A 22,651-nucleotide genomic window follows, 5' to 3' on the forward strand; every position below is an offset into this window, starting at 1 on the left:
AAGCACGAGTCGGTAGGGCGACCTTTCGCCGGAGCCCTCCGGGTCAGGCACCGCGGCGGTTCCCGCGGCGCTGCTTCATCAACTCGGCCACCTCGTCGCCCCCGACGCCTTGACCCGCCGCCACGTCCTGCTCGGCCTGAGCAACCCGAGCGACCGCTTCCGGATCGGACAACAACTCGATCGTTGCCTCGAGAGACTCCAGATCCTCAGCGGCCATGAGCACGACGTAGGACCGCCCGTTGCGCGTGATGTGCACGCGCTGATGCGTCCGATCCACCTCCTCGGCGATCTCGGACAGGCGCGCCTTGACCTCCGACAGAGGCAGGATGTCCATGGACCAGAATTCTAGTCTACATCGCCGCCACCGCAAAGCGATTGGTCTGCCGCAGCGATACCCTGAGGCGAGATGAGTTGCCGTCATTCCCACGTCGCACGCAGGGCGCATTGAGCATCACGCGACGCCGGGCGCTGGTTCTCGGAGGAACGGCGGCCTCCCTCGCGGTCGGCGGTGTCGCGTGGCGGCAGCTCGGCGGTTCGGACCACCTCGCGGCGGCCGCGGTCGAGGCGCCGCTACGGCAGCCCGCCGTCCTCGACTCCCGGAACGGTCGCCTGCAGGCGACCCTCACCGCGGCCGTCGGCACGGAGCTCGCCGGACGCGCCACGCGCGGCTTCAGCTACAACGGCACGTCACCGGGACCGACCCTGCGCGTGCGGCCGGGTGACGAGATCGCGCTGCGGTTGGTCAATCAACTGCCGGACATGACGAACCTGCACACGCACGGCCTGCGGGTGTCTCCCTCAGGAGCGGCGGACAACCCGTTCGTCGAAATCGCGCCGGGCGCGTCGTTCGACTACCGCATCCGCGTCCCGGCGGACCATCCGGTCGGCACGTTCTGGTACCACCCCCACCACCACGGCGTCGCCGCCGATCAGATCTTCGGCGGCCTGGCCGGCGCGCTGCTCGTCGTCCCACAGCGGAAGCCGATGGACATCGACGTCGCCGAGGACCTGGTGTTGCTGGTCTGCGACACCACGCTCTCCGGGGACGGAACGCCGGTCGGCCCGTCGCACGACGACCGGGTCATCGGGCGCGAGGGCGAGTTGCTCCTCGTCAACGGGCAGGCGCGTCCGACGATCGCGGCGCAGGCCGGCACCTGGCAGCGCTGGCGGCTGATCAACACCTGCACCTCACGGGTGCTCGACATCGGCCTGTCCGACCGCGCGGTCGTTCAGGTGGCGCTCGACGGCAGCCTGCTGCCGAGTCCGCTCGAGCAGGAGTGGGTCCGCCTCAGCCCGGGCAACCGCGTCGACGTCCTCGTTCCCGCGTCGGCGGCCGGCCGCTTTCCCGTCCTCGCCCGCGGCGTCGACCGGGGCAGTCACGGCTCAGCGAAGGCGTCCACGTCGACGACCACGCTCGCGGTGCTCGACGTGACGGGCAGCGGGGCGGCGGCACCGCGACCGACGGTGCCGACGGCGTCGGCTCCCGACCTGCCGCGCCCGACCCGCCAGCGCGTCATCACGATGACGATGGGCCGCGGCCGGTCCTCGGACATCGCCTTCGGTTTCGACGACAAGCTCTACGACCCGCAGCGGATCGACCAGGAGGTCACCGCCGGCACCACCGAGGAGTGGTTGCTGAACAACGCGGGCCCGCTCGCGCACCCGTTCCATCTCCACGTCTGGCCGTTCCAGGTCGTGGCGACCAACGACAACCAGCCCCTCGTTCCCGTGCTGCAGGACGTCGTCCTCGTCCCGCCGTGGAGCTGGGTCCGCATCCGCATCCGGTTCGACGGTCAGCAGGGCAAGACCGTCTACCACTGCCACATCGTCGACCACAGCGACGCCGGGATGATGGGCACGATCCAGGTCGGCTGAGGGTCAGTCCCGGAGCAGATCGAGGGTGCCGAGGTCGAGCGCAGCGGTCGTGACGCGGCGGACCGTCTCCAGCATGACGTCCTGCGGGTGGGGTGAGGGCATGAGCTTGCTGAGGCCGAGGGTGCCGAGCCACATCAACATGCCGTGGGTCATCTGCCGGCTGTAGAGACCGAATGCCTCCTCCGGCGAGGGCGGAGTGATGCCCGCCTTGGCGAGGTACTCACCGTGGAGCGTCACCAGGTCGCGCTCCCACTCCCGGCGGTCCTCCGGAGGAAGATGGGTCGCCAGCGCGTACGCGACGTCGCGGGCCCATCCGCCGGTGGTCAGGCAGGCGAAGTCGAACAGTCCCATCCGTCCGTCACGGGCCACGTACCAGTTGCTGGGGTGGACGTCGGTGTGCAGCAACGTCTGCGGGCCCTCGACGTTGAGCGCCATCGCGCGCATCAGCGCCGGATGGATCTCGTCCCGCCGGGCGTAGATCTCGGGCGGGATGACGTCGCGGCCGCGTTCCACCCCGACGGCCATGCGCTTCTTCGCGGGCAGCGTCGCGTTCAGGCGCTCGATGTACTCGACGGAGTTGCGGATCCAGCCGCCGAACCGCCGGCGGATCGGCGCGTTCCAGTACCGGGCGTGGATCGTCGCCAGAACCTCGACCAGGCTCTCCGCCTGCGCGCGGCTGAGCTGACGGGTCATCACCGTTCCGAAGACCGCACCCCGGGTTTTCCCGATGTCCTCGAGGATGAAGAAGCCACGTTCGGTCAGCGGGTCGTAGGCCGTGTAGTACCCGTGCGGGGCCTCGATGTCGAGCTCCGGACGCAGGTGGGTGTAGAACGCCGACTCGACCTCGTTGAGGTTGACCGCCGCCGAGAGCATTCGCGTGGTGAACGTAGGACAGGACTTGGTGAACAGATGCACGGGCAGCCCGGCGTCCTGCCCCGCGCGGTTGTACTGCACCGTCAACGGGCAGCGCGCGGTGGCGCCGTCGTCCCGGTCACCGAACTGAAACGACGTCACCTCGGCCCCGGGCACTCCGTCGCACAGGGCCAGCGTCAGCCATTCGCGCGTGACGGAGTCCGGCCCCGGCGGCACCTCCCGGAGCGTGGCCGGGTGCGGCTTGGTGAGGCGTTCGGCTGCGTAGCTGCGCGCGACCTTCGCAGTCATCTGGACGAACTCCAGGCGGGGATCCACGCTCAGAATCCCTTCGGAAGGCCCTTGAAGCACTCGAACCTGCTGCCCAGCGGCGCGCTGTAGCCCGTGGTCGTCAGGTTCAGCAGCGCGTAGCAGTCGTTCGGGTCCGGCGGTGCGTTCTTGTTGAAGGTGATCGGCGAGGAGAGCCCGTCGAGCTTCTCGTTCTGAATCCGCCACAGGCCGTCGAGGATGAGTTCGGTGGTCACCTCGCCGCTGCGGGCCCGATCGGCGACGTGGGAGAGCGCCTTCTCGAACAACTTGCCCGCCGCCCATCCGCTGATCAGGTTCTGGTCGAGCATCGAGCCCGCGGCGAAGCGGTTGTACGCAGCCTGGAACGCCTTGACGCCCCCGGAGTCCTGGGCGAGGTACGGGGCGTTCGGCGTGCCGAGGAAGACGCCGAGCTTGCGGAAGTTCGCGTCCTGCGCCGCCTCGGCGTTCACCGACAACGCGGACGTGGCGGTCGGCGGCGCGTAGCCCAACGAGAGGCACGAGCGCGCGAAGCGCGCGTCCCCGGAACCTTCGAGCGCGACGAAGATGGCTTCGGCGCCGGCGGCCTTCAACGCCTGGCACTCGGCGGTGTAGTCCGGTGAGGTGATCGAGGAGACCTTGCGGACGACGACCTCCAGCCCGGAGATCTTGGCCATCGCGTCGAAGTTCTGGTTGATCGTTCCGCAGATCGCCGCCTCGACGCAGTAGATGAGGCCGACCTTCTTCGTGTTGGCCTTGAGCGCCGCCTGCTTGATCGCGCCGGCGTAGGAGGCCAGCGGGCCGCCGCCCTGCGGGAAGAACCACGGGCTGGAGTACCACGGGGTCTCGATGAGGTCCCCGCCGATGATCGGCATCCTGTTCTGCTCGGCGAACCGCTTGGCGGCCGAGAACGTCGTCGGGACGTTGACGGCGATCATCGCCACGACGCCCTTGCCCTTCAACGAGCTGAGGTTCGAGCTCACGCGAGCCGGGTCGGCGCCGTCATCCATCTGGATCACCTGCACCGGGTGGCACTGCACTCCCCCGGCGGCGTTGACCGCCCGCGACCACAGCGCGATGCCGGTGCGGACGTTGATCATCGGCGACCCGATGATCCCGGAGAACGCCCCCGTCTGACCGAGCACGATCGGCGCCAGGGACTGCTTGCACGGCGCGTTCGGCCCGGTCGGCACCGTGGCGGCGCCCGCGGAGCCCGTCGAGTTTCCTTCCGACTTCGTTCCCCCGACGGTCGACCCCGGCGCCGGGGCGGCGGCGGGTCCGCTGTTGCCGCCCGCAGCCGCCGGCGCGCCCGGCACCGGCGCGACCTCCCCACCGGCAGCCACCGGCACCTCCGCGCCCGAGCCCGCGGCCGGGCTCGACGCGTCACCGGCGGCGACCTGCGCAGAGATCGCCGAACCGTCGGCCGCCTCGATGGCTTCGGAGGACATGCGGGTGCCGCAACCGGACAACGGCACCACGGCGGCCAACAGCCCGGCGACCAGCGCACGGCGGACGGCCGATCGTCGTGCCGGCGCTTTCGAGGGGGCGGGGTTCATCAAGAGGCTCCGAGCTCGGTTTACACCTGACATGTGACACTAAACCGGCTCGTGTCAGGCGTCAACGCAAGACGCCTGACATCTGACGGGATCTGTTAGCCTCCCGCCCATGCCAGCATCCGTGGCCGCCGAGTCCGCTCCCGTACGGCGCCGCGTTCTCGACGCGGCGCGCGACTGCTTCAAGCGCTTCGGGGTCGTGCGCACCCGCATCGAGGACATCGCGCAGGCCGCCGGCATCAGCCGCCCGCTGCTCTACCAGTACTTCGACGGACGCCAGGGTCTGATCGCCGCCCTGGCCGAGGACGAGATCGAGCGCATCATCGAGGAGAACCGCAAGCGTCTCCCGGTCGGCGCCGGCTTTGCGGAAACCGTGGTCGAGGGCTCGCTCGCCGCGATCGACATCGGACGCAGCGAGACCCTGCTGGCCGACCTGTTCGAGGCCAGCACGCTCGACGATCTGCCGAGCCTGCTCCTCGACCCGACCCGGCCTCCGTACGCCGCAGTGTCCGGCCTGTGGAAGCCCGTCTTCGACCGCGCCCGCGAGACCGGCGAGCTGCGGAGCGACCTCTCCGACGCCGACCTCATCGAGTGGCTGGCCTCGGTCCACTACGCCTTCCTGCTCCGCAGCGACGTCGACCCGAAGCGCCAGCGCGAGCTCTTCGAGCTCTTCCTCGTCCCCGCTCTCCTTAACGGCGCACCGCCACCCGCGCCCCCCAAACGCAGCAGGCGCAAGTCTTCCTGAGCAGTTGCCCTGTTTCGAGCGGCACGCAGGGCTACTCCTGCAATCTGGAACTGCTCGGCGGCTGCTGCGCGGCGAACCGGCGGCGGCCCGGGTGGTGACTCTCCTGAACGCCGGTGAAGCTGCGCTCACGTCTGTCGGCGTCGCCGAAGTACTGGACCACTTGATCCGGGTTGCCGGCGCGGACGAGGAGGAGGCCCGCTCTCGACGTCGCTCAGCTCGGACTGCTCAAGGGCATCGACGTTTCCGCGAGCCTCAGGCGGGATTCGTCCGCCGTTGCGCCCGGACGGACCGCACTTCCTCGACGGCTGCGGCCATCGCGTCGTCGTCGGTGGGCAAGTCGCCCGATGCGGCGACGCGATCCAATAGTTCGATCAGCTCGCGCTGAGGCGCGTCCGGCTCCATCACGCCATCGTGGCGTCGCGACCCAGGTCCGGCAATCGGGAAAGCCCGACGGATCAGTAGTCGCCGGGGACAGCGGTTCTGCGGATCGCCGCCACCCCTTCTTCGTCTCGCTTGTGGGCGGCGTCGACAGTAAGTCCGCTCGGCCCGAAGCGGGCGACGAACAGGCGCGGGCCACGTTCGGCGGTGAGCACGATCTGTTCCTCCGCGCGACCGCCGCACGACTTGCTCGGATACTCTTGCGCTTGAGCGGGTGCCACGGGCCCCCGGTGGGCGTCAGGCACGACCACCGCGGATCCGCCGCCGGCTCGTTCGCCGAGTACCAGGCCGGCACACCGCCCGGTGGGTCGGTGCGCGTCCACCCCTGGCGGACGAGTTGGTCCACCACAGAGGCCGGGCGGGCCGTGCTGCTCCACGCGGCGCCGACGGATCCGGTCCGGCGGTCGTCACAGTCGGGGCCGATGTCCAGGTAGCCGCGCAGAAATCCTTCCGGGATGTCGTCGATGATGGCGTCCTCGATGTAGTCGTTGCCGCCCCACCGGTCGTTGCAGGCGTTGTGTCCGTAGATCGGATCGCCGTACTCCTCGAGGTACCAGCCGGCAGCCAGCAGAGCTCCGAGCATGAAACTCAGGACGACCGCCCCTCCGGCGCAGGCCACCCCGAGCAGAGCGACTCGCTGGCCCCAGGTGCGCTTCGGCCTCCCCCACCAGCGGTGCCCTGGGGGCGCAGGCGGCCACGAGGGGTCCGGTCGCCAACCCCAGGGCGGCACCCACCCCGGTGGCGGTTCCGGCCAGCCCGGAGCAGGGATGAAGCGCTTCTCACCCCAAAGGCCCAGGACCGAAGTATCGGCCGCGACCGACTGCTTCTGATCGTCGGTTTCTGCGTCGCCATCGCCGGCGGCGAGCATCGCAGAAAGGCGCCTAACGTCCGGGAAAATGGTTGCTCCGGCGACCACTTTCCCGGACGCAACGCCCGGCGGTGGAGATGCCATCTCCGCTGCCCCGGGAGTTGAACCGTTCGTCGGCCAAACTCGGCCGCTCGGCGCAGGTGGGCGACCGGTTGGCGACCGCACCGGCTGTCCACAACACGGGGGCTTCCGGCCGAGGTACTTCCACCCCGCTGCGAAATAGGGTCAGAACGCCCAAACCCGTACTTTTCTCACGCCCGCCCGAATCGGAGGCATCATGGCTGCTGCGGAAACGCCCCATCACCCCGACGAACCGGAAGGCGCACCCGGCCGGCGCGCCGTCCTGCGGGGAATCTCGGCGATGGGTCTCGCCGCGTTCACCGTCCCGATGGCCCTGAGCTCGAACGCCGTCGCGACGACCGAGGCCGAGACCGCTCCCCTCCCGAAGCCCGACCCCAAGAAGAAGGGGAAGAAGAAGGGCGCGGCGAAGGGCAAGAAGAAGGGCGCCGCCAAGGGCGGCAAGCTCGTCAAGGACGGCGACACCCCCATCGCCTCCACCGAGGACATCCCCGTGAACAGCGGGGCTCTCTTCGAGGCGGACGAGTACATCATCACCCAGCCGAAGGCCGGCCAGTTCCTGGGCTACGACTCCCTCTGCACCCACGAGGGCTGCCCCGTCGACGCCTTCGACACCCCCGGCGAGATGAACTGCTCGTGCCACGGCGCGAAGTTCGACATCAAGAGCGGCAAGGTCCTCGACGGTCCGGCCAAGAAGCCGCTGCCGAAGAAGCCGATCATCGTCGAGGGCGGCCAGATCTACAAGGCGAAGAAGGCCTGACGCACCCTCACGCCCCCTGTCGTACCAAGGACCTCCCGGCCGGTCGCCGGGAGGTCCTTGCGTTGCACGGCTCGGACGCTGGCGCCGGGCGGGCCGATCGGAAAGACTCGGGCCGTGCTCGAAGAAAGCTCCGTGTCGGAGATCCTGGTCACCGTCCGGTCGTTCATCCGGAACGACGTGGTTCCGCTCGAGGCGGAGATCGACGCCAACGACGACGTCCCCGCCCACCTGCGGAAGGCGGTGAAGGAGCTCGGGCTCTACGGGTTCGCGCTGCCGGAGGAGCACGGAGGGCTCGGGCTGTCGATGTACGACGAGGTCCGGCTCGTCATGGAGCTCGGGTACACGACGCCGGCGCTGCGGTCGCTGTTCGGGACCAACAACGGGATCGCCGGGCACACCCTGATGGCCGGGGGTTCACCCGAGCAACAGGCGGAGTGGCTGCCGAAGATCGCGAGCGGGGACGTCGTCGCCTCCTTCGCACTCACCGAGGCCGAGGCCGGGTCCGACCCGTCGCGGCTGGGCACCTCGGCCCGCCGCGAGGGCAACGACTGGGTGCTCAACGGAACCAAGCGGTTCATCACCAACGCGCCGGGTGCCGACGTCTTCATGGTTTACGCGCGCACCGACCCGGACGCCGCTCCGGCCCGCGGCATCTCGACCTTCCTCGTCCCGAAGGACAGTCCGGGCCTGACCGTCGGGCCCAAGGACGCGAAGATGGGTCAGTTCGGCGCCTGGACCGCCGACGTCTACCTCGACGACGTCCGCGTCCCGCACGCCAACCTCATCGGCGGCGACGCGGGTCTGCACCGCGGCTACCTCACCGCCATGCAGTGCCTCGCCCACGGCCGGGTGCACATCGCCGCGGTCTGCGTCGGCCTCGCCGAGCGGCTCGTCGACGAGACCGTCGGCTACGCCGCGACCCGCGAGCAGGGCGGGCAGCTCATCGGCGAGTATCAGCTCATCCAGGGCCTGATCGCCGACTCGGTCACCGAGTACCGCGCCGCGCGCAGCCTCGTTCTCGACGTCGCGCGCGACTTCGACTCCGGCGCCGACCGCCGCCTCGGCCCGTCCGCCGCGAAGTACTTCGCCTCCGAGGCCGTCGGCCGCATCGCCGACCGCGCCGTCCAGGTCCACGGCGGGTCCGGGTACATGCGCGGCATCGCCGTCGAGCGTTTCTACCGCGACGTCCGCCTGTTCCGGATCTACGAGGGCACCAGCCAGATCCAGCAGGTCATCATCGCGAAGCAGGCGTTGCGCGACCGGATGACGTAGCGTCAGTTCGCTGCGGAGACGACCAGCGCGCTCATCCTCCCGGCGACCGGACCGGGCCCGTAGCGTTCTGCCAGGAAGGCCTCCACCGCTCGGGTGGTCGACTCCAGGTCGCCGCGCGCCTCGATCTCGAACCGAAGCGGTGTGCCGCGGCAGTAGCCGGTCGCGAGGTCGAGCGCACTGTCGGCACGACACACCGCGTCGACGGTCTCGACCTCGGCGGAGCGGAGGCCCGCCGCCGCGAGGTCGGCCCGGATGCGGTCGGCGTCCGAGTAACCGTGGGGCACGCGGGCGAGGAAGGTGGGCGGGTCGTCCGGGAAGCACCCGGCAAGCGCGTCGATCACCGCGGCCTCCACCTCGTGGGCGGCGAGCGGACCCCAGGAGTTGAACAGGAACCGACCACCCGGGCGCAGGACGCGCGCGATCTGGCCGTACGCCCCGGGCCGGTCCGGGAAGAACATGACGCCGAACTGACAGGCGACGAGATCGAACTCGTCGTCCTCGAAGGGCAGATCCATCGCGTCCGCCGCGCGCCAGGTGGCGGCCGGGACACGCGCGGACCCGACCTCGACCATCGCGGTGTTCAGGTCGGTGGCCACCACCTCCGTGCCCGGCAAGGCGGTCAGGGCCTGCGTGAGCGCTCCGGTGCCCGCGGCCAGTTCGAGGACCCGCCGCGGCCGGTGCCGCGCCACCCGCGCTGCAAGGTCGTCGGCGAACGGCCGGAACACCGCGGGCACCAGGTACCGGTCGTACGCCGCGGACATGTCCGCGGCCCAGACCCGGCTCCGGTCCTCGCTCATCTCAACTCTGGTTCCGGTAGCTCACCCACAGGGCGGCGGCGCCGAGGCCGAGGATCAGACGGCGCATCTTCTTCGCCCGGGCGTCCTCGCGGTCCTGGGCGATCAGGAGCGCGTCGTCGCGGGTGCGGAGGACGAACTGCCCGTCGAAGACGGACTGGGCGAGGTACCGGGCCTGCTCGGGCAGCGAGTACGCGGCGATGAAGGTCTCGTTGGCCAGGCGCATGAGCTCGCCGCCGGCGGCCATGCTCTTGGCCTGGTCGCGAAGGACGTCGGCCATCACCTCGCGGAACACCTCGACGGGCGTGAGCTCCGGGGCGATCGCGCGCAGCGTGCCCTCGAGGTTCGCCGACGCCTTGCCGAACAACGCGACGGCCGGGTTCACCGCGATGCCACGCTTGGAGCAGAAGACCAGGAACTGGTTGAACGTCGCGCCGAACTCGGCGTTGTCGAGGGAGAGGTTGACCACCGACGGGACCCAACGCCCCATGTCGTTGAGGAAGCCGGGGACGTCGGACCTCGTCGTCAGCGTCGACATCTCGACGACGGCGCGACCGGCGGCCTGCCCGTCGTTCAACGCCATCGCGAGCATGAACCGCGTGTAGCCCAGCGCGGTCCGGCGGTCGATCCGGCCGATCATCCCGAAGTCGATGAGGGTCGCCGGCTCCCCGACCGCGACGAAGATGTTGCCCGGATGCGGGTCGGCGTGGAACACCCCGTCGACGAGAAAGCCCCGGAACAGCAACTCGGACGCGTCCCGCGCGATCGCGCGGCGCTCCTCGCCCGAGAACTGCGTCAGGTCCGCCGAACGGATCGAACGACCCGGCGCACGGGTCATGATCAGGACTTCCTTCGTCACCTCCACCACGTCCGGCACCGTCAGGTGCTTGTAGTCGCGGGTGTACTTCTGGAAGGCCTCGATGTTGGCCGCCTCGACGGTGAAGTCGATCTCCGGGCGCATCGCGACGAAGATGCTCTCGAGCATCGCCTCCGGTTGGAACAGCTCGGCCTGGACCGGGAAACGCCGCATCACGAGCCGGACGGCCTGCGCGAGGATCTCCATGTCGAGGCGCGCCTGCGCCGCGACGTGCGGGCGCAGCACCTTGACGACGACCTCGCGGCCGTCGTGCAGCGTCCCCGCGTAGACCTGCGCCATCGACGCGGCACCCAGCGGACGCTCGGTCTCGATCGTCGCGAACCGGGCGCGCCAGTCCGGCCCGAGGTTCTTCACCAGGACGTGCTCGAACTCGTCGAACGGACGGACCATCACTTCTTCGTGGAGGTCCTGCAGCGCCTCGATGATCGTCGCCGACACCATGTCCGGCCGGGTGGAGAGGACCTGGCCCATCTTGATGTACAGCGGGCCCAGACCCTCCAACGCTTCGCGCAGCGCCCGGGCCCGCTCGCGCTCGGCCGCCAGCGGGTCGACGTCCGTCCGGCGAATCCGCCGCGCCTGCCGCGTCGCCTCGCTCGTCAGCAGCTCACCGAGGATCCGCGCGACCTCGGTGACGCGCTGGCGCTTCACGCCGACTCCCGGGCCAGGACGAAGAAGTACGGCTCCGGCATCCCGCGCCGGTCCATGACGCCGAGCAAGGTCGTCTCGTCGACCCGGCGGAAGACGTCGATGATCGGCAGGTGGTCGTAAACCATCGCGGCGGTGACGACCCCGCGATGCTCGAGGTTCCGCAGCCGTGCGCGGTGGCGCCGCGTCCGCAGGCCCGGCCGCAGGACGCCGAGCACCCCGCGCCCCTTCGCCACCAGCGACGGCGGCACCTTGTCCGCGAGCCCGACCGGGACGCGCCGTGGGTCGACGGCGAACACCGAGTCCGGGTCGCCCCCGATCGCGAACAGCAGCGGGTGCACCGACTCGGCGTCGTCGAACTGCTTGCCGTACCAGCCGGACGCCTCGAGGATCCCGTCCATCGGGTGGCCGGTCGGCAGTTCGCGGCCGCGCCACCGGCCCCGCAGGTCCTCGGCCCGGACCGCGGGCAGCGAGTCGAACAGTTCCCACGCCTGCGCCGCGGTGGCGCCGGACTCCAGCTTCTGCAGATCGGCGATCGACACGGCGGAGCTCCCCGGGGTTGGCGGACCTTCTCCGAGGATCCTCGCGCACCCGCCTGTGATACGGGTATCGGGACCGGCCGCTTCGAACGAAGGACGCCCATGACCGACCCCGCCGTCGCCGCCGCCGCACGGGCTGCGGCACACCCGATCCAGCGGATCGGTTCGGTGTGGATGCTGCACCCCGAGCAGTTCGAGGCCAGCACGAAGGCCGGCTACGAGCACCCCTACGCCGGCTACCTCGCGGGGCGCGCCGGACTGCTCGGCGACACGAGCGCGACGGTCGTCGACGCGGTCCTCGGCATCCTCGGCCCGGGGCTCGCCGCGAAGTTCTGGCCGCTGGCGGTACGCCCACACGGGGCCCGCGGCGGCGCCGAGCTGTACTTCGCCCAGGCAGCGGACTGGGGCCGGTCACGCTTCGCCGACGCCCCTGGTACGGCCCGGTTCGTCGAACTGGGCGAGAAGGTCCTCGCCGGGGCTCCGACGACGGGACTTCCGCTCTTCGCCGTCCAGGTGACGCTGCCCCGTGCGTCCGATGCCCCGGGCCGGGCCCTGCAGGTGGCCGTCCTGCTGCGCGAGTTGCGTTTCGGGCTGCACCTGGCCGCGATGACCGCCGTCGGCCTGCCGATGCTCGAGGCGCACCTGCTGAACCAGGGCGCGGAGTACGCCAGGATGCTCGGCTGGTCCGAGCCGTTCCCGCCCGCCGACGGCTACCAGGAACGCAAGCGCGCGGCCGAGGACCTGACCGACGCCCGCGAGGCCGAGATCTGGGCGAAGGCGCTTCCGGTCGCCGAGGCCGAGGAACTCGCCGCCCTTGCCACCGCCCTCTACGAGCCCCTGCGGGCCGAGGACCCCCTGCTCAGCCCGTGACGGCACCCCGCCGGCTCACGCCGTCGCGGGCCGCCCCAGCGCCAGACGGACGAGGCCGAGGACGGCGACCACCGCCCAGACGACGTTGAGCAGGAGGAAGCCGTAGTTGCCGCTCGTCGCGGCCACGGTCGCGAGGATCGAGCTCCCCAGCGCGTTCGCGAGCAGATACCACGGGCTCCCGGTCGAGAGCCCGAACCGCTGGTTGCCGATGAACCCGGCCAGCACCAGGAACGCCCCCACGAGTTGCACGATCTGCGCCATGGGCGCACATCTTCCCCGGAAGCGGCCGACTACTGCACGGGCCCCAGCACCTCGGTGAGGACGTCGCGGAGCTCGTCGAGCCGGACGGGTTTGGCGAGGTAGGCGTCCATGCCGGCCGCGGTGCAGGCGTCGCGCTCGGCGGCGAGGGCGCCGGCGGTCATGGCGACGATGCGGGGCGGTCCGTCCGGGAACGTCATGCGCCGGATGGTGCGCGTGGCCTCCAGCCCGTCCATCTCCGGCATCTGGACGTCCATCAGGACCAGGTCGTAGGCCTGGGCCTCCAGCGCCGCGACCGCTTCGAGGCCGTTGCCGGCCACGTCGACCGCGTCGTGCCCCAGGTTCTTCAGCTGCAACCGGGCGACCTTCTGGTTGATCGCGTTGTCCTCGACGAGCAGGATGCGCAGCGCGCCCGCCGAGACCGGTTCGGCGCCGACCGGCGGAGACTGCGCCGGGATGCCCCGCGTCGGCTCGAGCACCCGCAGCAGCGTGTCCGCGAGCGCCCGCAGCCGCACGGGCTTGGTGACGGTGGCGGCGAAGAGCCGCCGGTCCCCACCGGCGAGCCCGTCCCCGATGGAGGTGATCGCCACCAGCGGCGCCCCGCCCCGACGGAGCGCTTGCGCCTCCGGGGGCGCGATGCCCTGGTCGACGATCGCGACGTCCCACCTGCCCTCGGCCGTCGTGCGGCACTTCAGGCCCCACGCCGTCAGCTGGTCGACCAGCGCGGAGCGGAGGAGGCCCTCGGGCAGGGCGACGAGTACCGACCGGGACCGCAGGGCCGCCGCGTGGTCGAGCGAAGACGTCGACGCCCGCCCCACCCGCACCCGGACCGTGAACGCCGAACCCACCCCGGGCTCGCTGCGCACGGAGATCTCGCCGCCCATGGCGGTCGCGAGCCGGCGACTGATCGCCAGGCCCAACCCGGTCCCGCCGTACAGCCGCGTCGTCGAGGCGTCGACCTGGCTGAAGGGGGCGAACAGGCGCTCGATCGCGTCGGCCGGAATGCCGATCCCGGTGTCCGAGACCGCGATCTCCAGGGTCAGGTCGTCCGGGTCGGAGTCCGGCACCGCGCGCACGTGGACGGCGACGGAGCCCGAGACGGTGAACTTCACCGCGTTCGAGAGCAGGTTGGCCACGACCTGGCGCAGCCGCGTGACGTCGCCGAGGACGACGGCCGGGCACGACCCGTCGGCCGTGCTGACGAGCTCCAGGCCCTTGAGCGAGGCCGTGTTCGCGACCAGCTCCACCGCGCTGTCGAGCAGGTCGACGACGTCGAACGGCGCCCGCTCGATGTGCAGCTCGCCGGCCTGGATCTTCGAGTAGTCGAGGATGTCGTTGATGATGTCGAGCAGCGCCTCACCGCTCGTCCGCACCGACGAGGCGAGGTCGCGCTGCTCGTCGGAGAGCGGCGATCCGAGCAACAGCCCGGTGAACCCGATGACCGCGTTCAGCGGCGTCCGGATCTCGTGGCTCATCGTCGCGAGGAAGGTCGACGACGCCGCCGCGGCGGCGAGAGCGGCGTCACGGGCGGCGGCGACCTCGGCCACAGCCTCCGCGAGTTCGGCGGCCCGCTCCTCGACCCGCTGCTCCAGAGTGCGTGTCAGATCCTGAATCTCCGCGAAGCCTTCGGCGTTCTCCAGCGCCGCGCCGGCGAGGGTCGCGATGAACTCGGCGAGTTGCGCCTCGTTCTCCCCGAACAGACCACCGACGCGACGGTGCTCGGTGTAGACGCAGGCGACCGGGCGGCCGTGCACGTGGATCGGGGCGCACAGCACGGAGCGGATGCCGGAGAGTACGAGACTCTCGCTGGCGTCGGCGGCGGTCTCGTCGTCCGGAACGATGGGCCGGCCCTCGGCGAGCGCACGCCGGGCGACGGCTCGGCTGAACTCCCCCGGCGCGTGACCCGCGACGGCGACGAGATCCCCGTCGGGCCCGTCGAGCGCCTCCAGCACCAGGCAGTGCTCGCCGCGAAGCAGGGTGGCCGCGGCGTCGCGCACCGCGGAATACACGGCACCACGCGACAGGGCGGAGGCGATCGACCGCCCGGACTCCAGGATCGCGTCGAAGCGGTCGACGAGCGACGGCGTGACCGCGTCGGTCTCGGGCTCGCGCCACTCCTGCTCGCCGAGGACCGCGCGGGCGGTCTGCAGGTCGAGTCCGACGTCGCGCCGGTCGAGGTTCGGCTCGAGTGCGGCGAGCGCGACGACGGACTGCGCGTGCTCGTGACGCATCCTCAGTTGATCGGCAACGGCGAGGCTGCGCTGCAGGAACCGACGCGCCTTCCGCGAGCGTCCCCGCATCGCGGCGATCAGGCCGGCCTCGCGCAGAGCGTGCGGGAGGTTGTTGCGGTAGGACCGGCCGAGCCGGCGGGACCGGCGGGCCTCGCGAGCCGCCGCGCGCAGCACGGCGCGCCGGCGAGCGGGCAGGGTCGCCGGCAGGGTCTCGGCCTGCAGGCGCAGCGCGGTGGTGAGCCACGGCCAGACCGGGGCCACGTACTCCTGTCGCAGTCCGGCGGACCGAACCATGCCGGCTGCCTCGGTGAGCACGGCGGCGGCCGCAGCGGGCGAACCCTCGGCCAACAGGCGCACGCCCTGGGCCTGGAGCACCTCGGCGCTGGTGTGCACGTCGTGGGTCGGACGGCTCAGTTCGGCCTCGATCAACTCGACCGGGGCGTGACCGCCGCTGGCCTTCGACCAGGCACCGAGCGCGATGCCGCGCGCCTGCGCGTCACCGATCTCCGCGCCCGAGGCGTAGACCGCGCGCGCGGCCTCCGCCGCGCCGCGCAGGTCGCCGAGCCGGTAGAGGGAGAACGCGATGTGCCAGCGCGCGGTGTTGGCCTCCCACCGGTCGCCGGTCCGGTCGAGCAGGCGAACCCCTTCGCGGCAGCGCGCGATGCACTCCTCGAACCGGGAAGCGCTGTAGAGCAGGGCACCCAGGAAGTGAAGTGACTGACCCTCACCCCAGATGTCACCGAGGTCGCGGCGGATCTGCAGGGACCGCTCGCTGTAGCGGATGCCGCGCTCGAACCACGGGATCAGCGTCATCACCGGGGCGTGCTCGGAGTACGCCTGCGCGAGCTCGGCGGACGGCGGGTACCGCTCGGCGAGGTTCATGCCGCGCAGGTGGGTCCACAACGTCGGCAGCGAACCGCGCGAGAACCAGTACGTGTGCGCGAGCCGACTGTGGATCCGGATCGCGACGAACTCCTCCTCGGGTCCCACCGCCCGGCGGCCAACGAAGAAGCGCGGCAGCAGCGTGTGGAGCAGCTGCACGAGCAGCTCCTGCATCGCGGCGAGCAAGAAGCCGAACCGGCCGTTCGGGACGCGGTGGCCGAGCGAACGCAGGGCGCTCTCCAGCGCCGTGTTCGCGACCTCCAGTTCGCCACGTTTGAACGCCAGCTCGCCGAGCTTGCCCTGCAGGCGCGCGGTCGAGATGGCGTCGCCGGCGAGGTCCCGGGCCGTCTCGTAGTGGTGCCGGGCGAGGTCGTAGAGCCCGCGCAGCATCAGCACGTCTCCGAGGCCCTCGGCGATCGCGAGCCGGGTCGCCACGTCCGCGCCCGGCGCACCGCGCTCGGCGATCTCGTACTGCTGCTGGGCCGCCGACAGGGCGTGGCGCCGGCGGGCGCCCTCAGCCGCCAGCAACGCGTGCGGCAGCGCCCGCTCCGGCTCGCCGGCCGCGTCGAAGTGGAAGGCGAGGTCGAAGGTGTTGTCCGGGTCGCGCGCCTCCAGCCGTTCCGCGGCGAGGCGGTGCAGGCGGCGGCGCTCCGCCGGAGGAAGCAGCTCGAGGAACGTCTCCCGCAGCTTGTCGTGGACGAACGCGCACCGGTCGGCCCGGATCCAGATCATGTGCCGGCGGCGCGTCTCCTCCAGCCCCGTGAAGGCGGCGGCCGGCTGCTGACCGGCGAGCTCGGCGGCGAACTCGGGGTCAAACTCCTTGCCGAGCACGGCCCCGACCGACAGCAGCTCGCGCGCCGCCGGCGGGAGCAGGCCGATCCGGCGCGAGAGGAAGGCCGCCGCGCGCTGGGACGCCCGGACGTCGGCGAGCGCGACCGCGTCGGTCCCCCAGCCACCGTCCTCGCGGAACAGCGCGCCGGACTCGACGAGACCGCGCAGGACCGCGGCCGCCATGAACGGGATGCCGTCCGAGAGCCGGACGAGGATGTCCGTGGCCTCCCGCGGCAGCGGGCCCGCCATGGACTCCGCGAGTTCGACGACCTGCTCCGCGCCGAGGGGCGCGAGCTCGAGTCGCTCGGCGGTCGTGAGCCGGCGCAGCGGGTGCGCGGCCTCGACCTCCTCGGTCCGGAACGCGACGACGACCAGCGTGTGCCGCGGCGCCGCCCCGGCCTGCTGGTGCCAGTGCAGCAGCAGCTTGAGACTGAGGTCGTCGGCCCACTGCCCGTCGTCGAGCAGCAGGACCGCCGGGCGGTCCGGCATCCCGATCGCCTCGAGCAGGGCCGCAATCGCCTCGATCGTGCGGATCTCGGCGAACGCCTCCGGCCCGAGCGGCTCGGCGCTGCGACCGAAGATCTCCTCCAGATCGGGCAGCGCGGCACTGAGCGCCTCCCGGCGGTCGCCCAGGCGCTCACGCAATGCCTCGGCCACGGTCGCATCCGCGCGGGTCTGGGCCAGCACCTCGGCGGCCATCGCGCGGAGCACCTCGAAGGGACGCTGGGCGGCCTGGTCGACGCCCTGCCCCCGGTAGATCCGGGCACCGCCGGCCGTGGCGCGCGAGGCGAACTCCTCCAGCAGGCGGCTCTTGCCGCCGCCGGACTCCGCCTCGACGAGAACGACCCCGCCGTGACCGATCTGAGCCTGCGTCACCTGGGAAAGCAAGGCAGTCATCTCGGCGTCGCGGTGCACGAAGGCCGGCTCGGCGAGCGTGCGTCTGCGGTCCCGGGCGCCGACGACGATGCGGGGCTCGGGCTCACCGCGGCCGAGCGCGGCGACGATGCTCGACACGTCGGCCAGCGCGGCGTCGGCGGACTGGTACCGGTCGTCGGGATCCGGTGTCAGCAGCCGGCCGAGCACCTGGTTGACGGCGCGGGGCACCTCGCCGACGAGGGCACCGAAGTCCGCCACTGACGTCGACAAGTGCCGGCGCAGAACCTCGCCGAGCGTGGTGCCGGAGAACAGCGGACGTCCCGCGAGGCATTCGTAGAGCACGACGCCGGCGGAGTACAGGTCGGAGCGCTCGTCGGGGCTGCGCTCGATCAGGCCGGCCTGCTCGGGCGACATGTAGCGGACCGTCCCGACCGGGACGTCGCGGATCTCCGGGTGCAGCCACTCGGTGCGGGCGAGACCCAGGTCGATGAGGGTCGCGCGGACGAGCGGGGACTCCTCGCCGACGATGATGTTCGAGGGCTTCACGTCGCGGTGCAGGACGCCCTGGTCGTGCGCGTCCCGCAGGGCGGAGAGCACGGCGCGGGCGACGGTCAGCGCGTCGTCGAGCGACAGCGGCCCGGTGGCCAGTCGCTCCTCCAGGCTGACGCCCGGGATCAGCGGGGTGACCAGGCAGGCGAGCTCGTCGTCGCGGTCGAAGTCGAGCAGCGGGGCGACCCACTCGCTGCGCAGGTGCCGCAGGACCGCGGCTTCGTGCTCCAGGCGCAGCCGGGCCGCCGGCAGCAGGCGCGGGACTGCGGCCGTCTTGACCACGACCCGCATCCCGGTCCGCACGTCCTCGGCGAGGACCGTGCGTACCGGATGTCCGTCCTTCAGCGCACCGAGGACCCGATAGCGGCCGAGCAACAGGTCCGGGAGTGCGGGGTCGGCGTCTGCCGTCATCGAGCACCCCCAAAGCTCTCCCCTGACGGAGGGAACTTCGGTGTGGCACGTCTCGCACTTGAGGGCCTTAAGTCCCGCCTGTCCGGAACCGAGTGGGGCGCCGACCGACGACCTTTCCGGACACAACGGGACGACCCGCCACCGGGCGGCGCCCGATCAGGTCAAAGGCCCACCGCGGCGGGATCTTCGCCGTTAAATTCGACGCACGGAGGCATGCACCCGCGCCCGCCTCCGCTGGGGGGCCGCACTCTGCGGCGAGGCAAGGAGCAGGGGCGGATGCGTTCTCGACGTGGGCGGCTGGGTGTCGCCGGGCTCGGACTGGTTCTCGCCGCGCTGCTGCCGGCGACGGTGCCGTCGACGGCGGCCGCCGACACGGGCTCGGTGATCGGCGGTCCGCGGATGGCCGAGCAGGGCTTCGTCGTCCCCTCCGGTGCGACGGCGCTGCCGAACATCTCCTCGGCGGCCTGGGTCGTCGCCGACGCGGACACCGGCCAGGTGCTCGCGGCGCGCGACCCGCACCGCAAGCTGCGTCCCGCCAGCACGCTCAAGACGCTGCTCGCCCTGACGATGGCGCCCCGGCTGAACAACACCGACCTCTACGTCGCCGACTGGGAGGACGCGAACCAGGAGGGCACGCGCATCGGCCTGTGGCCCGGCCACACGTACAAGGTCGGGGACCTCTGGTACGCCCTGATGCTCAAGTCGGGCAACGACGCGGCGACCGCGCTCGCGAAGGCCGGCGCCGGCAGTCTCCAGCAGGGCATCGCGATGATGCAGGCCGAGGCCCGGCGCCTGCAGGCCAACGACACCACCGTCGTCAACCCGAGCGGCCTCGACGCGGACGGCCAGTTCTCCTCCGCCTACGACCTCGCCCTCTGGGGCCGCGCCGCCCTGCAGCGCGGTGACCTCCGCAGGTACATGACCACCGTCCGGCACTCGTTCAACGCCGTCTCCGTCCCGGCCGACTCGAAGTACAAGGACGAGGCGATGTACGCCCGCACCGAGAACCGGCTCGTGCAGAACGAGTACCCGGGCGCGATCGGCGTGAAGATGGGCTACACGACCAAGGCGCAGAACACGATGATCGCCGCGGCCGAGCGCGACGGACGCCGGATCGTCGCCAGCCTGATGTTCACGCCCCAGGGCCGCATCACCCCCGACGCCGCCGCGCTGCTGGAGTGGGGCTTCGCCAACTCCGGCCGTGTCGAGCCGGTCGGCCAGCTCGTCGAGCCGCTGTCCAAGGCGGTCGTCAGCGAGGCCGACCTCGCGCCCGTCGTCGGCGTCAGTACCAACGACATCCGGCCGACCTCGGTCGCCAACGCGTCGGACTCCGACGACCTGCTGGTCGGCGGCTTCTCAGCCAAGACCTCGGCGATGACCGGCGGCCTGCTCGCCGTGGCGGCCGCGTTGGGCGTGCTGGCGCTCAAGGTGGCCAAGCGTCGCCGCCGCTTCGCCGCGGCCGGCGTCTACCGGTACTGACCGAAGTGGGGCGGGACGGCTCCGTTCGGGATGTCCTCCGTCGCTGACCTCCCGGCCGCGCGGACCGCGTGGGTGCATGGTGACGGTCGGCGGCCGCGCGTCCTGCTCGCGTGTCCTTCGGCCACGCGGGTCGGCTTGACGCTCCTTGAGGACACCCCGAACTCCGCCGCCCCGCCGGGCCCCGGCGGACCTGCGGGTCCAGCTCAACGGCGCGCGGCACCCCCTGACGATCCGTCAGGTCAGAACGGGACCGGCGCGGTCAGGTCCTTGATGAAGTCCGGTAGTTCAGCGTCGGGGTCATCCGCACCGGGATAGGTGATGAACCTCAGCCCTGTCGGGGTGGTCCAGATGAACCGGCCCCGGTCCTGTTCCAGATGCCAGCCGGGCATCTGTTTGACCTGATGGTGGAACCGGCACAGGCAGCCGAGGTTCCAGTAACGCGTCCAGCCCTGGACGACCTTGCCCTTGACCTTCGTGAACGGGATCGAATGGTCGATGTCGCACTGGCGGGCCGGGCGCCGGCAGCCGGGGAATCTACAATGCTTGTCCCGGTTCCGCACCGCGGTCTTCATCTTCGCCGTGGGCGCGTAGTTGTCGGCGTGCAGGTCGAGCAGCTCGATTGCCTCGGCCGACAGGGCGGAGGAGGCCCGGATCTCCGGCTCGGTCGGGTCGAGCCCGAGCGCCTCACCGAGGATGGCCTGGATCGTGTCGAGCTCCTGGGCGGCGATGGTGCGCTCGTCCCGGCGGGCGATCACCAGCGGCGCTTCGGCGGCCTGCTCTTTCTGGACCGCCCGGTCGTGGTGGACGCGCTCCTTGAGCGCTTTGAAGATGCGCTTCGCTTCGTCCTCGGGCATGAACAGGCACAGAGTGGCCATGCCGTCGTACTCCGGGCGGACGTAGACGCAGCGTTCCTCGCGGGCCCGCTGCTCCCGCTTGCGGACCGCGTCCTCATCGATGGCCTTGACCTCGCGGCGGACCCGGTCCCGGAACGAGCGCCCGCCCCGTTCCTTCGCCTCGGGCAGCACCGCGTCCTCAAGCCGGGACGCCTGGGCGACATCCAAATCGGCGCCCTCGTCCACGATGGCCTGCACCTGGACCCGGTTGACCTCGCCGCGTTCGAGGGCGGCAAAGGTCTTTCGGTAGCGGCGGGTCAACTCCATCGCCACGTGGCACAGGTTCTGCACCGCCGCCGGGGAGAGCTTGAGCAGGCACCCGAGTTCGGCCTCGACCGAACGGCGCAGATACTCGGGGTCGTAGTCGGCATCCGGGTCGCGCAGCTTGCGCAGCGCCAGGTTCGACACCGCCCGGCACTTCGCCCCGTACGCGGCGTTCTCCAGCCGGTCGGCGTCCGCGACCTCCCAGACCAGCTCGGCGTCGGAACGGGCCGCGGTCATGTCGATCGGCGCATCCACCGGCAGGACCGGGCCGTTCGCGTGGGCGGACCAGAACGCATCCCGCCGCGCCTCGTACGCGCAGTAGTCCAGGTAGGAGGCGTAGTCCGGATGCCCGGGCGCGGGCGGGCGGTCACCCGGCTCCCACGGGAGCTCACACCCCGCGGTCTCGCGCTCAACCAACCCGACCGGCACGAAACCTCCAACCCAGTTCGAACGTATGTTCGAGTATAGGACCAGGCGCCGACAAGCACAAGACCGTCGAAGGCAGCCTTAACGTCAGCGGGATCGCGCGCTATAACGCGCGATCCCGCTGACGCTAGAAGTGCCGCGACGGTGTCATCGTGGAGCTCCGCACGTTCGTCAACGGCTGAGCAACCGATCGAGACGAGGAACCCTGTGACCACCCAGGTACGCGACAATCCTGCCGAGAACCGGTACGAGATCCGGCGGGACGGGCAGCTGCTCGGCCACGCGGCGTACCAGAAGACGGCGGAGCTGATCGTCTTCACCCACACCGAGATCGACCCCGCGCTCGAAGGTCAGGGCATCGGCGGCCAGCTGGTGCGCGCGGCACTCGACCACGTCCGGACGCTCGGGCTCCAGGTGCTCCCGATCTGCCCGTTCGTCCAGGGCTGGATGGGGCGGCACCCGGAGTACCGGGACCTCGACTACCGCCGGCCGGCGAGCAAGGTCAGCGACTGACGACCCGCCACGGCCCCCTCCGGGTACCGGAGGGGGCCGTGGGTGCGCGATACGGGGCGGCGTCGCTACATCCTGGCGGCCGCGTACTTCACGGCGTCACGGATACGCGGGTACGTACCGCAGCGGCAGACGTTGCGCAGGGTGTCGAGGTCGGCCTCGGAGATCTTGCGGCCGGACTTCTTAACCCGCTGAATCAGCGCCGTCGCGGCCATGATCTGGCCGGGCTGGCAGTAACCGCACTGAGCGACGTCGTACTTGATCCAGGCCTCCTGCACCGGGTGCAGGCTGCCCTTCACCGTCTTGGCCAGACCCTCGATCGTGGTGATGCGGTCCGAGGACTTGATGTCCGAGACCGGCACCGAACACGGGTTGAAGTGCTTGCCGTTCAGGTGCGAGGTACACGCCTGGCAGACCCGGATGCCGCACCCGTACTTGGGTCCGGTGACACCGAGCAGGTCGCGGAGCACCCACAGCATGCGGACGTTGCTCTCGGCGTCCACGCTGACCTTCTTGCCGTTCAGGATGAACGTGTGCTTACTCATGAAGTCTCCTCCTTCCGGGTAATCAGG

At 71.1% G+C, this 22,651-nt stretch carries 19 protein-coding genes; 7 read left to right on the forward strand and 12 right to left on the reverse strand.

Annotation, left to right across the window (positions count from 1 at the left end; genetic code table 11):
- Positions 1–43 precede the first annotated feature (43 nt).
- A complete protein-coding gene (locus SPOPO_RS0103870) occupies positions 44–334 on the reverse strand; it encodes a type II toxin-antitoxin system Phd/YefM family antitoxin (RefSeq protein WP_019873466.1) in 291 nt (96 codons plus the stop codon).
- Between the two features lie 110 nt (positions 335–444).
- On the opposite strand from SPOPO_RS0103870, the gene SPOPO_RS0103875 reads away from it, so the two are divergent.
- Positions 445–1,875, forward strand: coding sequence for a multicopper oxidase family protein (locus SPOPO_RS0103875; RefSeq protein ID WP_019873467.1), 1,431 nt, complete (start codon positions 445–447; stop codon positions 1,873–1,875).
- 3 nt (positions 1,876–1,878) lie between these two features.
- Here SPOPO_RS0103875 and SPOPO_RS0103880 read toward each other — a convergent pair whose 3' ends face one another.
- Together SPOPO_RS0103880 and SPOPO_RS0103885 are read right to left on the reverse strand one after the other, a co-directional pair.
- Positions 1,879–3,063, reverse strand: a complete 1,185-nt coding sequence (locus SPOPO_RS0103880; RefSeq protein WP_019873468.1) for an aminoglycoside phosphotransferase family protein — start codon at positions 3,061–3,063, stop codon at positions 1,879–1,881.
- Positions 3,064–3,065: 2 nt separating this feature from the next.
- The gene (locus SPOPO_RS0103885) at positions 3,066–4,586 is read right to left on the reverse strand and encodes an ABC transporter substrate-binding protein (protein WP_019873469.1); all 1,521 of its coding nucleotides are present in this window, start codon (positions 4,584–4,586) and stop codon (positions 3,066–3,068) included.
- Between the two features lie 109 nt (positions 4,587–4,695).
- Between SPOPO_RS0103885 and SPOPO_RS0103890 the strand changes: the two genes are divergently transcribed.
- Positions 4,696–5,328, forward strand: coding sequence for a TetR/AcrR family transcriptional regulator (locus SPOPO_RS0103890; RefSeq protein ID WP_084670877.1), 633 nt, complete (start codon positions 4,696–4,698; stop codon positions 5,326–5,328).
- 252 nt (positions 5,329–5,580) lie between these two features.
- On the opposite strand, the gene SPOPO_RS34155 is transcribed toward SPOPO_RS0103890, so the two are convergent.
- Together SPOPO_RS34155 and SPOPO_RS34160 are read right to left on the reverse strand one after the other, a co-directional pair.
- The gene (locus SPOPO_RS34155) at positions 5,581–5,730 is read right to left on the reverse strand and encodes a hypothetical protein (RefSeq protein ID WP_019873472.1); all 150 of its coding nucleotides are present in this window, start codon (positions 5,728–5,730) and stop codon (positions 5,581–5,583) included.
- A gap of 53 nt (positions 5,731–5,783) precedes the next feature.
- Positions 5,784–5,921, reverse strand: a complete 138-nt coding sequence (locus tag SPOPO_RS34160; protein ID WP_156869547.1) for a hypothetical protein — start codon at positions 5,919–5,921, stop codon at positions 5,784–5,786.
- A gap of 990 nt (positions 5,922–6,911) precedes the next feature.
- Here SPOPO_RS34160 and SPOPO_RS27615 point away from each other — a divergent pair.
- Positions 6,912–7,472, forward strand: coding sequence for a Rieske (2Fe-2S) protein (locus SPOPO_RS27615; RefSeq protein ID WP_156869549.1), 561 nt, complete (start codon positions 6,912–6,914; stop codon positions 7,470–7,472).
- Positions 7,473–7,604: 132 nt separating this feature from the next.
- A complete protein-coding gene (locus SPOPO_RS0103920; protein WP_019873475.1) occupies positions 7,605–8,744 on the forward strand; it encodes an acyl-CoA dehydrogenase family protein in 1,140 nt (379 codons plus the stop codon).
- Between the two features lie 2 nt (positions 8,745–8,746).
- Here the strand turns inward: SPOPO_RS0103920 and SPOPO_RS0103925 are convergent, their stop codons facing one another.
- Genes SPOPO_RS0103925 through SPOPO_RS0103935 form a run of 3 tightly spaced genes read right to left on the reverse strand, consistent with a single transcriptional unit; the run spans position 8,747 to position 11,602 of the window.
- On the reverse strand, positions 8,747–9,541 hold the full coding sequence (locus tag SPOPO_RS0103925) for a class I SAM-dependent methyltransferase (RefSeq protein WP_019873476.1): 795 nt from the start codon (positions 9,539–9,541) through the stop codon (positions 8,747–8,749).
- Between the two features lies 1 nt (position 9,542).
- Positions 9,543–11,063 carry an ABC1 kinase family protein gene (locus tag SPOPO_RS0103930; RefSeq protein WP_019873477.1) on the reverse strand — a complete coding sequence of 507 codons (1,521 nt, stop codon included), beginning with the start codon at positions 11,061–11,063 and terminating at the stop codon, positions 9,543–9,545.
- Positions 11,060–11,602 carry a DUF4334 domain-containing protein gene (locus SPOPO_RS0103935; RefSeq protein ID WP_019873478.1) on the reverse strand — a complete coding sequence of 181 codons (543 nt, stop codon included), beginning with the start codon at positions 11,600–11,602 and terminating at the stop codon, positions 11,060–11,062. The genes SPOPO_RS0103930 and SPOPO_RS0103935 overlap by 4 nt, the downstream gene beginning before the upstream one ends.
- A gap of 99 nt (positions 11,603–11,701) precedes the next feature.
- Between SPOPO_RS0103935 and SPOPO_RS0103940 the strand changes: the two genes are divergently transcribed.
- The gene (locus SPOPO_RS0103940) at positions 11,702–12,469 is read left to right on the forward strand and encodes a helix-turn-helix domain-containing protein (RefSeq protein WP_019873479.1); all 768 of its coding nucleotides are present in this window, start codon (positions 11,702–11,704) and stop codon (positions 12,467–12,469) included.
- 15 nt (positions 12,470–12,484) lie between these two features.
- Here SPOPO_RS0103940 and SPOPO_RS0103945 read toward each other — a convergent pair whose 3' ends face one another.
- Together SPOPO_RS0103945 and SPOPO_RS27620 are read right to left on the reverse strand one after the other, a co-directional pair.
- Positions 12,485–12,730 (reverse strand): CBU_0592 family membrane protein, encoded by a 246-nt coding sequence (locus SPOPO_RS0103945; protein ID WP_019873480.1) that lies wholly within the window; start codon positions 12,728–12,730, stop codon positions 12,485–12,487.
- Positions 12,731–12,759: 29 nt separating this feature from the next.
- A complete protein-coding gene (locus SPOPO_RS27620) occupies positions 12,760–18,507 on the reverse strand; it encodes an ATP-binding protein (protein ID WP_019873481.1) in 5,748 nt (1,915 codons plus the stop codon).
- A 276-nt stretch (positions 18,508–18,783) separates the two neighbouring features.
- Here SPOPO_RS27620 and SPOPO_RS0103955 point away from each other — a divergent pair, with 276 nt between their 5' ends.
- Positions 18,784–19,986, forward strand: coding sequence for a D-alanyl-D-alanine carboxypeptidase family protein (locus SPOPO_RS0103955; RefSeq protein ID WP_019873482.1), 1,203 nt, complete (start codon positions 18,784–18,786; stop codon positions 19,984–19,986).
- 239 nt (positions 19,987–20,225) lie between these two features.
- Here SPOPO_RS0103955 and SPOPO_RS0103960 read toward each other — a convergent pair whose 3' ends face one another.
- Entirely contained in the window at positions 20,226–21,572 is a 1,347-nt protein-coding gene (locus tag SPOPO_RS0103960) for an HNH endonuclease signature motif containing protein (protein ID WP_019873483.1), read from the reverse strand.
- A gap of 204 nt (positions 21,573–21,776) precedes the next feature.
- On the opposite strand from SPOPO_RS0103960, the gene SPOPO_RS0103965 reads away from it, so the two are divergent.
- The gene (locus tag SPOPO_RS0103965; RefSeq protein ID WP_019873484.1) at positions 21,777–22,082 is read left to right on the forward strand and encodes a GNAT family N-acetyltransferase; all 306 of its coding nucleotides are present in this window, start codon (positions 21,777–21,779) and stop codon (positions 22,080–22,082) included.
- Between the two features lie 65 nt (positions 22,083–22,147).
- Here the strand turns inward: SPOPO_RS0103965 and SPOPO_RS0103970 are convergent, their stop codons facing one another.
- Positions 22,148–22,624, reverse strand: a complete 477-nt coding sequence (locus SPOPO_RS0103970) for a (2Fe-2S)-binding protein (RefSeq protein WP_019873485.1) — start codon at positions 22,622–22,624, stop codon at positions 22,148–22,150.
- Positions 22,625–22,651: the final 27 nt, after the last annotated feature.

The organism is Sporichthya polymorpha DSM 43042, from assembly GCF_000384115.1.
Classification (GTDB): Bacteria; Actinomycetota; Actinomycetes; order Sporichthyales; family Sporichthyaceae; genus Sporichthya; species Sporichthya polymorpha.

What these genes read in the sequence shown, in the direction of transcription:
- SPOPO_RS0103970 (WP_019873485.1), bottom strand. Translation starts at nt 22,624, where the DNA reads ATGAGTAAGCACACGTTCATCCTGAACGGCAAGAAGGTCAGCGTGGAC.
- SPOPO_RS27615 (WP_156869549.1), top strand. Translation starts at nt 6,912, where the DNA reads ATGGCTGCTGCGGAAACGCCCCATCACCCCGACGAACCGGAAGGCGCA.
- SPOPO_RS0103945 (WP_019873480.1), bottom strand. Translation starts at nt 12,730, where the DNA reads ATGGCGCAGATCGTGCAACTCGTGGGGGCGTTCCTGGTGCTGGCCGGG.
- SPOPO_RS0103925 (WP_019873476.1), bottom strand. Translation starts at nt 9,541, where the DNA reads ATGAGCGAGGACCGGAGCCGGGTCTGGGCCGCGGACATGTCCGCGGCG.
- SPOPO_RS0103870 (WP_019873466.1), bottom strand. Translation starts at nt 334, where the DNA reads ATGGACATCCTGCCTCTGTCGGAGGTCAAGGCGCGCCTGTCCGAGATC.
- SPOPO_RS0103955 (WP_019873482.1), top strand. Translation starts at nt 18,784, where the DNA reads ATGCGTTCTCGACGTGGGCGGCTGGGTGTCGCCGGGCTCGGACTGGTT.
- SPOPO_RS34155 (WP_019873472.1), bottom strand. Translation starts at nt 5,730, where the DNA reads ATGGAGCCGGACGCGCCTCAGCGCGAGCTGATCGAACTATTGGATCGC.
- SPOPO_RS0103940 (WP_019873479.1), top strand. Translation starts at nt 11,702, where the DNA reads ATGACCGACCCCGCCGTCGCCGCCGCCGCACGGGCTGCGGCACACCCG.
- SPOPO_RS0103885 (WP_019873469.1), bottom strand. Translation starts at nt 4,586, where the DNA reads ATGAACCCCGCCCCCTCGAAAGCGCCGGCACGACGATCGGCCGTCCGC.
- SPOPO_RS0103890 (WP_084670877.1), top strand. Translation starts at nt 4,696, where the DNA reads ATGCCAGCATCCGTGGCCGCCGAGTCCGCTCCCGTACGGCGCCGCGTT.
- SPOPO_RS27620 (WP_019873481.1), bottom strand. Translation starts at nt 18,507, where the DNA reads ATGACGGCAGACGCCGACCCCGCACTCCCGGACCTGTTGCTCGGCCGC.